Source organism: Cognatilysobacter segetis, from assembly GCF_004359965.1.
Lineage (GTDB): Bacteria > Pseudomonadota > Gammaproteobacteria > Xanthomonadales > Xanthomonadaceae > Cognatilysobacter > Cognatilysobacter segetis.
On record NZ_SMRQ01000064.1, the window covers coordinates 1 to 12,321 of the forward strand.

The 12,321-nt window shown below is 72.4% G+C and carries 10 protein-coding genes, 1 tRNA gene and 2 pseudogenes; 1 reads left to right on the forward strand and 12 read right to left on the reverse strand.

Going from position 1 to position 12,321, the window contains the following annotated elements:
• From E4F61_RS12190 to E4F61_RS12210, 5 genes are all read right to left on the reverse strand, one after another.
• On the reverse strand, positions 1–754 hold a 754-nt coding region (locus tag E4F61_RS12190; protein ID WP_133479922.1), incomplete at its 3' end, for an L-threonylcarbamoyladenylate synthase.
• Entirely contained in the window at positions 751–1,440 is a 690-nt protein-coding gene (gene bioD, locus E4F61_RS12195; protein WP_202908998.1) for a dethiobiotin synthase, read from the reverse strand. The genes bioD and E4F61_RS12190, both read right to left, overlap by 4 nt.
• 70 nt (positions 1,441–1,510) lie before the next feature.
• Positions 1,511–3,553: a TonB-dependent receptor plug domain-containing protein gene (locus E4F61_RS12200; RefSeq protein WP_133479924.1), complete on the reverse strand. Its 2,043-nt coding sequence runs from the start codon at positions 3,551–3,553 to the stop codon at positions 1,511–1,513.
• An 84-nt stretch (positions 3,554–3,637) separates the two neighbouring features.
• Positions 3,638–3,964: a hypothetical protein gene (locus E4F61_RS12205; RefSeq protein WP_133479925.1), complete on the reverse strand. Its 327-nt coding sequence runs from the start codon at positions 3,962–3,964 to the stop codon at positions 3,638–3,640.
• 2 nt (positions 3,965–3,966) lie between these two features.
• The gene (locus E4F61_RS12210) at positions 3,967–5,256 is read right to left on the reverse strand and encodes a tryptophan--tRNA ligase (protein WP_133479926.1); all 1,290 of its coding nucleotides are present in this window, start codon (positions 5,254–5,256) and stop codon (positions 3,967–3,969) included.
• 159 nt (positions 5,257–5,415) lie between these two features.
• Here E4F61_RS12210 and E4F61_RS12215 point away from each other — a divergent pair, with 159 nt between their 5' ends.
• Positions 5,416–6,192: a hypothetical protein gene (locus E4F61_RS12215; protein ID WP_133479927.1), complete on the forward strand. Its 777-nt coding sequence runs from the start codon at positions 5,416–5,418 to the stop codon at positions 6,190–6,192.
• 64 nt (positions 6,193–6,256) lie between these two features.
• Here the strand turns inward: E4F61_RS12215 and E4F61_RS12220 are convergent, their stop codons facing one another.
• From E4F61_RS12220 to E4F61_RS12255, 7 genes and pseudogenes are all read right to left on the reverse strand, one after another.
• Positions 6,257–6,409: an entericidin A/B family lipoprotein gene (locus E4F61_RS12220; protein ID WP_115648159.1), complete on the reverse strand. Its 153-nt coding sequence runs from the start codon at positions 6,407–6,409 to the stop codon at positions 6,257–6,259.
• Positions 6,410–6,618: 209 nt separating this feature from the next.
• A complete protein-coding gene (gene rocF / locus E4F61_RS12225) occupies positions 6,619–7,542 on the reverse strand; it encodes an arginase (protein WP_133479928.1) in 924 nt (307 codons plus the stop codon).
• Between the two features lie 90 nt (positions 7,543–7,632).
• Complete coding sequence (locus tag E4F61_RS12230) at positions 7,633–7,884, reverse strand: hypothetical protein (RefSeq protein ID WP_133479929.1); 252 nt, start codon at positions 7,882–7,884, stop codon at positions 7,633–7,635.
• Between the two features lie 65 nt (positions 7,885–7,949).
• Positions 7,950–11,219, reverse strand: a pseudogene (locus tag E4F61_RS12240) (bifunctional diguanylate cyclase/phosphodiesterase).
• 84 nt (positions 11,220–11,303) lie between these two features.
• A tRNA-Thr gene (locus tag E4F61_RS12245) sits at positions 11,304–11,379 on the reverse strand.
• A complete protein-coding gene (locus E4F61_RS12250) occupies positions 11,370–12,029 on the reverse strand; it encodes a hypothetical protein (RefSeq protein WP_133479932.1) in 660 nt (219 codons plus the stop codon). Before E4F61_RS12250 ends, E4F61_RS12245 begins: the two co-directional genes overlap by 10 nt.
• 55 nt (positions 12,030–12,084) lie before the next feature.
• A pseudogene (locus E4F61_RS12255) lies at positions 12,085–12,321 on the reverse strand (type III pantothenate kinase); the annotation flags it as partial.

Consider the following 12,321-nt stretch of genomic DNA (forward strand, 5'->3'; position numbering starts at 1 on the left):
CGCGCGCGCCGCCCGCCATGAAGCAGCGCGCGAGGCTGACCGCCTCGGCCTCGCCGGCGATGAGCACCCGGGCCCGCGGTGCGTAATGGGACGGCTTGCGACCGGGCGCGGGCGTCGCGCCCTCGCCCGCCGCGCGCACCGGCATGCCGAGCGCGCCCTCGAGCATCGCAACGGTCACCGCACCGGGGCGCAGCAGCACCGGCGCATCGCCGGAAAGGTCGACGATGGTGGATTCGATGCCCACGTCGCAGCGGCCGCCGTCGAGCACGAGGTCGACGCGGTCGTCGAGTTCCTCGCGTACGTGCGCGGCGAGCGTGGGGCTGACGCGCCCGTAGCGGTTGGCCGAGGGCGCGGCGACGCCGTCGCCGAACGCCTCCAGCAGCGCCAGCGCGACGGGATGCCGCGGCACCCGCAAGCCGACCGTTTCGAGCCCCCCGGTGACCGCATCGGGCACGCCGGCGGCGCGCCGCAGCACGATGGTCAGCGGGCCGGGCCAGAACGCGTCGGCGAGCCGTTGCGCCGCGTCGGGCACGTGCGCCGCCCACCGCGGCAGCAGCGCGGCCGAGGGCAGGTGCACGATCAGCGGATGGTCGGCCGGGCGGCCCTTCGCGGCGAAGATCTTCGCCACCGCCTGCGGATCGCGCGCATCCGCGCCGAGGCCGTAGACGGTCTCCGTGGGGAACGCGACCAGCCCGCCGGCGCGCAGCACGTCCGCGCCCCGCGCGATCGTCGCGGCGCTGCCCGTGCGCTTCATGCGGGGCCGCCGTCGAGCAGCGCGTCGACGACGGCAACCAAGCGCGACGCGTCGTCGCGCCAGGCGGCGGGCACGGCGGCATCGCAGTGCGGCAGCGACGCCACCGGCCGGCCCAGCCACCGCGCGAGCTCGCCTGCGTTGTCCATCTCGCGGGTATCGCCGGCCACCGGCGCATTCAGCACGACGGCCGCGACCGCCAGCCCGCGCGCGCGCACGGCCTCGATCGTCAGCAGCGTGTGGTTGAGCGTGCCGAGCCGGTCGGCGGCGACCACCAGCACCGGCAGCGCCAGCGCCTGCGCGAGGTCCGCATTCAGCGCGCCGCGCGCGATCGGCGACAGGAAGCCGCCGGCGCCTTCGACGAGCACGAAGCCGTCGTCGGCATCGGCGCGCAGCGAGGCGAGCAGATCGTCGAGGTCCAGCTGGACGCCCTCCAGCCGCGCGGCGCGCTCGGGCGAAAGCGGCGCGCGCAGCCGCAGCGGGCAGACGCGGTCGAGCGGCTCGTGTGCGCCGGCCGCCTCGCGCAGCGCCTGCGCATCGAGCGGGCCGGTGCGCGCGTCCACGCCGGATTCCACCGGCTTACGCGCCCGCACCCGCATGCCGCGAAGCGACAGTGCATGCGCGAGCGCGGTGGCGACGCGCGTCTTGCCGACGCCGGTGTCGGTTCCCGTGACGAAGAGTCCTCGCATGCGGGGCATTGTCGCCCCGCGCGCCGCCGCGATCGACGCGCGTCGCGGAACGCCGCGTCCCCGCCGCGCCTCAGAACGTGCCGGACACCTGGAACGCGAGGATCGGGCCGATGCGGCGGTCGCGCACCTCGTGGAAGTCCACCGGGCCGGTGCGACGGTCGAGGTAGACGAAGCGGTCGCGGTAGCTGCGCGCCCCGAGCGCGTTGGCCACCGCCGCGCGCAGCGTCAGCCCGTGGAAGTTCTTGCGCTCGACGAACAGCTCGCCCCAGATCGGTCCTTCCCAGGTATGGCCGATCTCGGTCAGGCGCACGTCGAGCGCGTCGAGCTCGTGGTTCACGTTCATGCCCCAGGCCCAGGACGTGCCGGGGATGTCGTCGCGCAGCTTGACCTCCCAGAAATGGATGAGGCTGTTGCTGATGCGCCGCTCGACGCCGGTGAGCGGGTCGCGCACCTCGCTCTGCTGCACCCACCAGCGCGTGTCGAGCTTCGCGCCCTGCCAGCCGAACGGATCGAGCTTCCACGTGCCCTTCCACTCCGCGCCGTACTCGCGCGCGCGGTCGATGTTGCCGGGGCTCTCGCCGTCCGCACCGATCGGCACGATGTCGATGAGGTCGTCGATGCGATGGTCGTACACGCGCAGCGTGGTGGTGCCCCAGCGGCCGAGGTTCTTCGTCGCCTCGACCTCGAACTCCCAGCTCTGCTGCGGCACCAGGTCGGGGTTGCCGGCGTTCTCGCGGCCGTCGTTGAGGTTCACCGAGGCGAGGAAATCGTAGAAGTTGAGCTGGCCGACCTTGCGCTGCAGCTTGATGTTGACGTCGAGCGTGTCCGACGGCTTCCAGGCCAGCGCGATCGAACCCTTCGGCCGCTTGAACGTGCGCGTGAGCCCGCCGCCGCCGACCTGCTCGAGCTTCGAGTACTCGCCGCCCGCCGACACCTGCAGCTTGGCGGTCGCCCCGAGCGGATGGCCCCAGCTGCCGATCAGCTCGTAGCGGTCTTCCTGGACGGTCGCATCGGCGCCCGGCAGCGGCACGCCCACGAACTCGCCGTCGTCGAGCACCGCGATGCTGGAGGCGCTGTCGAGCCGGTTGAACGCGCCTTCGGCCGACACGCGCCAGTCGCTCGCGCCGGTCTTCCAGCGGTACTCGGCGCGCGCGATCTTTTCGCTCTCCTCGCTGTCGCGCGCGAAGCGGCTGCCCGAATCGGGCGCCGAACCGTCGACCACGTGCGTCACCACCTCCTGCGAGTACGGCGTATGCGCGTAGCGGTCGAGGCCGATCAGCTTGAGCCGCCCGCCGGCGACGCCGAACTCGTAGTCGCCGCCGATCTCGTAGGAATGCCCACCCTCGCGCTCGCGCACGCGGCGTTCGCGGTCCGGCAGGCCCGGGCCGCTGCGGAAGCCGTCCTCGCGGTAGTGGTAGAACTCCTTCTGCACCGACGCGTTGAGGTTCGCGATGTCGCCGTCGGTCGACGTCCAGCCCAGCCGCGTGCTGAGCTTGGGCATGTCCATCTCGCCGGTCCAGCGGTCGTAGCGCGTGTCGCGCAGGCTGCCGTCGGCGTTGTCGATGCGCGTGCCGCCGTCGGCACCGCTGTGGCTCGCGGTGTTGGCGAGCCCGACGGTGTACTGCAGCGCGCCGCGCGACCCGCTGACCGACACGTCGCCGCGCGTGACCTGCGGTCGCGGGTTGTAGGCGCGCACGTCGGGTTTCCACGACCACTGCCCGCGGATGCCACCGGCCTTCGTCACCACGTTCGCGACCTGGCCGGTGAGGCCCGGGATGTCGAGCTTGGCGCCGTCGACGATCTCGATGCGCACCACGTTGCCGGCCGGCACGCGGGTGAGCTCGGTGATCACGTCGTTGGACTTGCCGGAGATGCGCTGGCCGTTGACCACGACGTTGCCCGTCGCCTCGCCGAGGCCGCGCTCCTGGTCGGCCTCGCGGATCACGAAGCCCGGCACCTGCCGCAGCATGTCGAGCGCGGTGCGCGGCTCGTACCGCGCGAAATCGGCCGGTGTATAGGTGCGGCCGGCGATGGGCGCGCGCTCGGCCGCGGCGATGCCGACGGCGAGCAGCAGTGCGGTGGCGAGGGCCGTGCGGACCGGGCGAGGCGTCATGGGTGCGACCTGTCGATGGCGGGACGCGACCCTGCGCCGCGTCCTGTATCGATGCCCCGGGGTCGCCGGGGGTTTAAATGCGCGTCAGCCGCCCGATGCGCGGCGCCGCAGCCAGCTCCGGCGCGCGAACCAGGCCGCGACCATCGCCGCGAGGAACACCGCATAGCCCGAGATCGTGGCCAGCACCTGGCGCCAGATGTTGCCGGCGGTGCCGGTGGGCGCGGCATGGCCGTGCGCCCAGCGCACCACGAGCACGAACGCGACGAGCGCGACGGCGATCGAGGCAAGGTCGAACAGGCGCCGCGCGCGATCGCGCGGCTCGCGCGGGTGCAGCCAGAACAGGCTCACGAGGATCGTGAACCACGGCAGGAACAGGATCAGCGCGAGCACCTGCTGCACGGACGGGCTCATGCTCACTCCGCGGGCTCCGCCATCTGCGCGAGCGCCGCGTCGACCTCGTCACGCGTCACGCCGTCGCCGAGCGTGGCGGATGAATCGCCGTCCAGCCGGCCGGCCTGCTTCAGCGCGGCGACGCGCTGGCCCGCCTCGCGCGGCGCGTCGAAGCCCGCGCTCTGGAGGAGCACGCGATCGCCGCGAACGAGCTTGAAGTAGAACGTCCCGTCGTTCTCGCGGTACTGCTTGAACGTCGCCGGCGCGGGCTTCTCGTCCTGCGCGGACACCGCGACGCTCGCCTTCGACAGATCGCGCAGCCCGACCGCGTCGCGCAACTGCGCGAGCAGCGGCGTCGCGTAGCGCGCGCGCAGGCGCGCCGCGCCGTCGCGCAGGATCGCCTCGATCTCCGCCGGCTTCGCGATCAGCGCCTCGTACTTCTCGCGCATCGGCGAGATCTCCGCGTCGATGCGCTCGAACAGCGCCTGCTTCGCCTCGCCCCAGGCGATCCCGGCCTCGAACGCGCGGCGCATGTCGGCGGCCTGGGCGTCGCTGGCGAAGGCCCGGTACAGCTGGAACACGTTCGACGCCTCGGCGTCCTTCGGCTCGCCGGGCGCGCGCGAGTCGGTGACGATCGAATAGATCAGCTTCTTCAGCTGCTCGCGCGGTGCGAACAGCGGGATGACGTTGTCGTAGCTCTTGCTCATCTTGCGGCCGTCGAGGCCGGGCAGCGTCGCCACGTGCGCCTCGATCGCCGCTTCCGGCAGCGTGAAGTGCTCGCCGAAGAGATGGTTGAAGCGCTGGCCGAAGTCGCGCGCCATCTCGATGTGCTGGATCTGGTCGCGCCCGACCGGCACCTTGTCGGCATTGAAGATCAGGATGTCCGCGGCCATCAGCACCGGGTACATGAAGAGGCCGGCGGTGATGCCCGCATCGTCGTCCTCGCCCGCTTCCCGGTTCTTGTCGACGGCCGCCTTGTAGGCATGCGCGCGGTTGAGGATGCCCTTGCCCGCGACGCAGGTGAGCAGCCAGGTGAGCTCGGGAATCTCGGGGATGTCGCTCTGCCGGTAGAACCAGACCTGCGACGGATCCAGACCCGCGGCGAGCCAGCTCGCGGCGATTTCGAGCGTGGAGCGCTGCACGCGCGCCGGGTCCTGCACCTTGATCAGCGCGTGGTAGTCGGCGAGGAAATAGAAGCTTTCGACCGACGGGTCGCGGCTGGCTTCCAGCGCCGGGCGGATCGCGCCGGCGTAGTTGCCCAGGTGCGGCGTGCCCGAGGTGGTGATGCCGGTGAGGACGCGGGTGCGGGTCATTTCGTGGGGGACAACGGGCGGTGCGCGAGTTTACCGCGCGCGTCCGCAGCGGCCGGCGGCAACCGGGGATGAACGCGGCCGATTGGCGCCGGCCACGGTGCCGACCCCGTTCAGATCGCCCGTGCGTTGATTCCATCACCTCACCACGAGCGCCTACCCATGACCGCCCGCCGCCGCGCCGCCCTCGCCGTCGCCGTCCTGCTCGCCGCCACCGCCACCGGCGCCGCACACGCGCAATGGCACGACTCGAACGATCGCGTCGAGATGCGCATCCTCGATCGCGACGCCTACGACGAACTCCCGCAGTACCTCTACCGCGGCCAGGCCTGGGTGCCCGGCACGCCGGGGCACCGCTACGCCGTGCAGCTGGTGAACCGATCGCCCGCCCGCGTGCTGGTGGTGCTCAGCGTCGACGGCGTCAACGCGGTGACCGGGCAGACCGCGAGCTCGAACCAGGCCGGCTACGTGCTCGAGCCGTACGCGACCACGGAGGTCGCCGGCTGGCGCAAGTCGATGCGCGACGTCGCGCAGTTCTACTTCTCCGACATCGGCGACAGCTACGCGGCGCGCACCGGCCGCGCGGCGAACGTCGGCGTGATCGGCATCGCCGTGTTCGACGAGGCGCGACGCGTGCCGCAGCCGCGCGTGTACCTGCCCGAGCGTCCCGCGGCCGACGCGGCGGCCGCGCCGCCGATGGCGCAGTCGCGGGCGCAGGAGATCGGCACGGGGCATGGCGAGCGCGAGTACGCGCCGGTGTCGCGCACCGGCTTCCTGCGCGCGAGTTCGCGTCCGGTGCAGGTCACCGAGATCCGCTACGACGATGCCTACGCGCTCGCGCAGCGCGGCATCGGCCCCAGCCGGTACGGACGCCGTGACCGTGGCGAGCCGCGCGCGCTCCCCGGCGGCTTCGTGCCGGATCCGCCGCGCGGCTGGTGACGCGCCGCAAGAAAAAGGGCCGGATCGCTCCGGCCCTTTTTTCGTCACGCATGCACCGCTCGGATCAGCACTTGCCGTCCTTGCAGTCCTGCGCCTTGTCTTCGACCTTCTCGCCGACCTTCTGAACATCCTTGCCGGCGCCCGCCATCGTGTTGCAGGCGGTGAGGGTGCTCATCGAGAACATGGCCAGCAGCAGCAGGGCAGTCAGACGCTTCATGGTGTCATCTCCAGGGGGATGCCGCGGCGCGGCAGGGAAGTTGCGTGGGGCGATGACACGGCAGCGCCCGTGAAACGCGCGTGCACTGTCGGTGTTCGCACGCGCCCGGCCTCACGAGGCGTTCATGTCCGCGAGGCCGGCGTTGCACCGGCGTGGTCGTCTTCACGCAGGGCCCGGCATTGGCGTCGACGATGCGACGCCGACGCGCGTCACTCCCGCAGCAGCGTGGACTTGCCGAACAGGCTTTCGACGAGGTCGACCGCGAGGATCGCAGTGCGGTTGTGGTCGTCGATCAGCGGGTTGAGCTCCATGATGTCCAGCGAGCCCATGCGGCCGGTGTCGCAGATCATTTCCATCACCAGCGAGGCCTCGCGGTACGTCGGCCCGCCCAGCACCGTCGTGCCCACGCCGGGCGCGATGGACGGATCGAGGAAGTCGACGTCGAAGCTCACGTGCAGGTGCGTGTCGTCGTCCATGCCGTCGAGCGCCTCCTCCATCGCCGCGCGCATGCCGACCTCGTCGATGTGGCGCATGTCGTAGACGTCGATGCCGTACTGGCGGATCAGGCGGCGCTCGCCTTCGTCGACCGACCGGATGCCGATCTGGCGGATGTCCTGCGGCCGCACCGCGGGCGACACGCCGGACAGATGCGTGAGCGGCGTCGGCCCGAGGCCGCACAGGCAGGCCACCGGCATGCCATGGATGTTGCCGGACGGCGTGACGTCGCTGGTATTGAAATCGGCATGCGCATCGAGCCACAGCACGCGCAGCTTCCTGCCGTTCTCGCGGCACCAGCGCGCCACGCCGGTGATCGAGCCGAGGCCGAGGCAGTGGTCGCCGCCGAGCAGGATCGGCATGCGGCCGGTCGCGAGTTCGGCGTACACCGCCTCCATGACCAGGCGGTTCCATTCGGTGACTTCGGTGATGTGCCGATAGCCGTCGACCGCATCCAGCCACGGATTGCGCGGGCCGTCGAGGTTGCCGCGGTCGAGCACGTCGAACCCGCGCGCGGTGAGCGCCTCGCCGAGGCCGGCGATGCGCATGGCTTCGGGGCCGAGACGCGCGCCGCGGTGGCCGGCGCCGACGTCGGTGGGCGCACCGATCAGGGTGAGGGACGAACGGGATGCAGACATGGCGCACTCCGCGCCCGGGCGCCGCGACTTCCCGTCCCAGCAGGCCCGGCCGGTGACCGCAGTGTATCGGGGCGACCGGCCGGGTCCGGGTCAGCGCGGCTCGCCGTTGGGCACGCCGTGGTCGTCGCTGCGCACGTCGGCCGACGAGGGCGTGCTGCGCGCGCCGCGGATGTCGAGTTCCTCGGCGCTGCCGGCGGCGAGGTCATCGTCCTCGCGGCCTTCGACGGCCTGTCGCGAATCGAGCTTGCTGTCGACGCGGTCGGCGCCGCGCGCGGTCGGGTCGCTGCCGCTCTGGCGGCCCACGCCGGTGGACGGCGCGCCGCCCGGGAAATGTCGGCTCATGGTCGGTGCCTCGTGCGTAGGGAACCGCCAGCCTGCGCGCACCGCCGTGAGGCGGCGGGCAAGGCTCACTGCGCGCCGTTGCGCAGCAGCCGCTCCATCGCGCCCGCGCTGAGCGGCCGGCCGAGCAGGTAGCCCTGCATCTCGCGGCAGCCGAGCGCGAGCAGCGCGTCGGCCTGTGCCTCGGTCTCCACGCCCTCGCCGACGATGCGGTAATCGAGCGCACGCGCCATCGCGACGATCGCCTCGACCACCGCCACCTGCCCCGCCTCGCCGGGCAGGCCCTGCACGAACGAGCGGTCGATCTTGATCGCGTCGAAGCGGTGCCGCGTGAGGTAGCCGAGGCTGGACTAGCCGGTGCCGAAGTCGTCGACGGACACGCGCACGCCGAGGCGCCGGATGCCGTGGATGAGCTGCTCGGCGCGATCGCCGTGGCCGAGCATCTGGCTCTCGGTGATCTCGATCTCCAGCAGCCACGGCGGCAGGCCGGTGTCGCTCAGCGCACGCGCGATGCCGCCCACCACGCGCTGCGGATCGAAGCGCGCGAGCGAGAGGTTCACCGCGATCGGCGTTTCCGGCAGACCCGCGTCGATCCACGCGCGGTTCTGGCGGCAGGCCTCGCGCAGCACCCAGTCGTCGATGCCGAGAATCAGGCCGGTTTCCTCCGCCACCGGGATGAAGTCCATCGGCGGCACCACGTGGCCGTCCGGATGGCGCCAGCGCACCAGTGCTTCCATGCCCGACACGCGGCGCTCGGGCAGCACCATCTTCGGCTGGTACACCAGGAACAGCTGTTCGCGCGCGATCGCGCTGCGCAGTTCGCCTTCCAGCCGCAGGCGCTGGTCGGCGCGCTCGCTCATCACCGCGGTGAAGTAGCTGTAGCGCCCGCGCCCACCCTGTTTCGCGTGATAGAGCGCGGTGTCGGCCTGCTTGGTCAGGCTGCGGATGTCCTGCCCGTCCTCGGGGAACAGCGCGATGCCCACGCTCGCGGACACGTGCAGCGCACGGCCGTCGATGTCGAGCGGCGCCTCGATCGCGGCGATCAGCCGCTCGGCCACGCGCGCGGCGTCGCTCGGGTCCGCCAAGCGCGTGAGCAGCAGCACGAACTCGTCGCCGCCCTGCCGGCTCACCGTGTCGTCGCTGCTGACCACGCCGCTCAGGCGGCGGGCGATCTCCTGCAGCACGCGATCGCCCACCGGATGGCCCAGCGAGTCGTTGATCGTCTTGAAGAAGTCGAGGTCGACGAACAGCACGGCGCCGTGGCCGTCGTGCTGGATCGCCTGCGACAGGCGGTCCTGCAGCAGCACGCGGTTGGGCAGGCCGGTGAGGTAATCGTGCTGCGCGAGGTGCGACATGCGCTCGGCCATCGCGCGCACCTCGCTGACGTCGCGCAGCACGGTCACGCCGCCGATCACGTGGCCGCCGCCGTCGGTGATCGGCGAATGCGCGTACTCGACGTGCAGCGGTTCCTCGCCCGGACGGTCGAGCATGGCCGCGCCGCTGCCGGTCAGCGAGGCGAACGCGCTGCCGTCGACGCGCTTGAGGCGCAGCACGTCGTGCAGCAGCCGGCCGAGCGCCTCGGTGCGCGACAGGCCGGTCATCGCCTCGGCGATGGGGTTCATCGACGTCACGCGCTGCACGGTGTCGCAGGTGATCACCGCATCGCCGATGGAATCCAGCGTGACCTGCGCGCGCTCGCGTTCCTCCTGCAGCGCACGCTCGGTGCGCCGGCGCGCGGAGACGTCGCGGATCGCGGCGACCAGTTGCACGTCGTCGCCCGAGCGCAGCTCGCTCAGCACCACTTCGACCGGGAAGCGCGCGCCGCCGGCCTGCACGCCGGTGAGTTCGAGCACGTCGCCCTGCCCGCGCACCGACTTGGCTTCGAGGTGCGCGTGCACCGCGGCCGCGTCGAGGCGATCGAAGCCGTCGACGAAGCGCTCGACCGGCCGCTCGAGCAGCGCGTCGCGCGCGCAGCCGAATACCGCCTCGGCCTGGCGGTTGGCGAGCAGGATGCGGCGCGTGGCGGGATCGAGCAGCAGCATCGCGTCCGGCGCGGATTCGAGCAGCTTGCGGAAGCGCCGCTCGGCCTCGTGCCGCCAGGTGACGTCGTGCGCCATCAGCACGAACCCGCCCGACTGCGGCATCGGCTCGTAGAACACGTCCAGCCGCTGGCTGCCGAGGCGGAACTCGAAGCGCTGCGGCTCGCCGTCCAGCGCGCGCTGCATGTGCGGTCGCAGGCGGCGCGCCACGTCCTCGCCGAGTGCGTCCGCCGGCGTCTTGCCGAGCAGCGATCCGGGCGACTTGCCGAGCCACGTGAAGTATTTGCGGTTGACGAAGCGGTAGCGCAGGTCCGGACCGAACTCGGCGACGTACGCCGGCAGGTTGTCGGTGATGACCTGCAGGCGCTCGCCGGCCTGCACCGCCTGGCTGCGTTCGCGGTCGCGGTCGGCGATGAGCACGGCCACCACCAGCGGCCCGACGGCGCTCACGCAGGCCTGGAACCAGGCGAAGCGCAGCGCGGCATCGCCCGGGCCGTCGGTCGACGGCAGGAGGCCGCGCTGCTGCAGCGACGTCACCGCGAGCACGGTCGCGATCGCCAGCACGTTGCAGATCGCCGTGGCGAGCACGCCGCGCGTGGCCACCAGCAGCAGCGGCAGCGCGAGCAGCGCGTACGGATGGCGCAGGTAGGCCACGGTCGCGAACGAGACGACGACCGCGGCCAGGGCGCAGGCCGCGAACTCCGCGCCGCGCCGCCCGCGCAGCAGTTCGCGGCCGCCGGCGCGCGAGTACGACCACGCGAGCGGCAGGACGACGAACATGCCGAAGGCATCGGCGAAGAACCAGCTCGCGAACAATGCCTGCGGATCGACGCCGGGCCCCGGCACGAGCGCACCGATCAGCGCGCTCACCGCCGGCGCGACGGTGACCGCGATGGCCAGCCCGGTCAGCAGGCGGATGCCGTCGGGCGCGCGGTCGCTCCCGGGCTGCACGCGGCGGAACAGCGCGAGCACGATCGCGATCTCGACCGCGTTGGCGACGCCGGCCGCGATCACCGCGGCGGGATAGCGCCACGGAAAGCCGGCGGAGAGCAGCGTCCCGAGGAAGGTGACCGCGATCAGCAGGCTGCGCGGCGTCGCCGGCTTGCGCACGGCGTAGCCGGCCACGAGCGCATTGGCGATCCACAGCGATACCGTGCCTTCGCTGACACGGCGCATGCCCAGCGCGAGCACGGCCGCCAGCGCGAACAGAACGACGCCGCCCGCCAGCTGCGGCAGCATCGCCAGCACGCCTGGCCCGGTTCGTCGCGCATCCACCCCAGCAGCCACCGCAGTCCCCATGGCGGCGCTCCCCGCGCCGTGATCGCCCGACGTTACCTCACCCGGGCGACAGCGTCCGCCGGCATTGCGATCCCGCGGCGGGCTTGGTGCCGGCTGTCGGAATCGAACCGACGACCTACTGATTACAAATCAGTTGCTCTACCGACTGAGCTAAGCCGGCCCGGGCACAGTGTAGCGCCCGTCGCGCACGACGCCGCTGCAGTCGATCGGCGTGCCGGTGAGGCCGAGCGTCGCCGAAACGGGCGCGAATGCCGCCGCGGCCGCGACGTCGAGCCAATGCACGACGCGACCACCCACGGGCTCGGCACGCGCGTCGAACCCGGCGCGGGCGAGCGCGGCCACGCGTTCGCGCGCCGCGGACTCGCTGCGATAACGGCCGAGCGCGATCGCATTGGCGTCGATGCCGCCCTCGGGCAGCACGAGGAAATCGCTGAAACCGGCCGCGCCGATGCGGGCCGCGGTGGCGGTGGCGGTCGCGCGATCCGGCTGCGGCAGCACCACGCGCCACGCGCGGGGCGTTCCGGCGATCTGTTCGCCGGTCGCGGTCCATTCGACCTCGCGCGCGATCGCCGTGCGCGCGGCGGCGAACGCGGCCGCATTGGTGAAGGGACCGAAGCGGAAGCATCGCAGTGCGGCCGGCGGCCTTGGTGCATTGCCGGGCGCGCGGGCGTCGGCGACGAGCTGCAGCACGGGCACGTCGGCAGTGAGCGCCGCGACGGCGGGCGCGGGCGCGTCCGCATGCAGCGCCCACCACGCGGCGACACCCGCGTTGAGCACTACGAGCAGCACCAGCAGCGCGCGCATCAGCATGCGTCGATTCTAGCGAGCGCTCCGATCGCGACGTGACGGCACGACGTGACCGCCGTCACTCCATCGCCCAGCGCGCGAGGCCGTCCAGCACCAGCGACGGTCGCCACGACGCATCGGCGAGACGCTCGCGCAGCGGTGCCGCGCCGCCGCCGTGCAGCACCAGCGTCGGCGCGGATCCGAGCCGCGCGCATGCCGAATCGCGCGCGTCGCGCACCAGCGCCAGCGCGGCGCCCATGCAACCGGACGCGAGCGCGTCGTCGGTATCCACGGCCCAGTCGACCCACGCGCCGCC

Bases quoted from the DNA above. Each gene is read 5' to 3' on its own strand.
- bioD (WP_202908998.1), bottom strand. From the start codon at position 1,440: ATGCGAGGACTCTTCGTCACGGGAACCGACACCGGCGTCGGCAAGACG.
- E4F61_RS12200 (WP_133479924.1), bottom strand. From the start codon at position 3,553: ATGACGCCTCGCCCGGTCCGCACGGCCCTCGCCACCGCACTGCTGCTC.
- E4F61_RS12205 (WP_133479925.1), bottom strand. From the start codon at position 3,964: ATGAGCCCGTCCGTGCAGCAGGTGCTCGCGCTGATCCTGTTCCTGCCG.
- E4F61_RS12210 (WP_133479926.1), bottom strand. From the start codon at position 5,256: ATGACCCGCACCCGCGTCCTCACCGGCATCACCACCTCGGGCACGCCG.
- E4F61_RS12215 (WP_133479927.1), top strand. From the start codon at position 5,416: ATGACCGCCCGCCGCCGCGCCGCCCTCGCCGTCGCCGTCCTGCTCGCC.
- E4F61_RS12220 (WP_115648159.1), bottom strand. From the start codon at position 6,409: ATGAAGCGTCTGACTGCCCTGCTGCTGCTGGCCATGTTCTCGATGAGC.
- rocF (WP_133479928.1), bottom strand. From the start codon at position 7,542: ATGTCTGCATCCCGTTCGTCCCTCACCCTGATCGGTGCGCCCACCGAC.
- E4F61_RS12230 (WP_133479929.1), bottom strand. From the start codon at position 7,884: ATGAGCCGACATTTCCCGGGCGGCGCGCCGTCCACCGGCGTGGGCCGC.
- E4F61_RS12250 (WP_133479932.1), bottom strand. From the start codon at position 12,029: ATGCTGATGCGCGCGCTGCTGGTGCTGCTCGTAGTGCTCAACGCGGGT.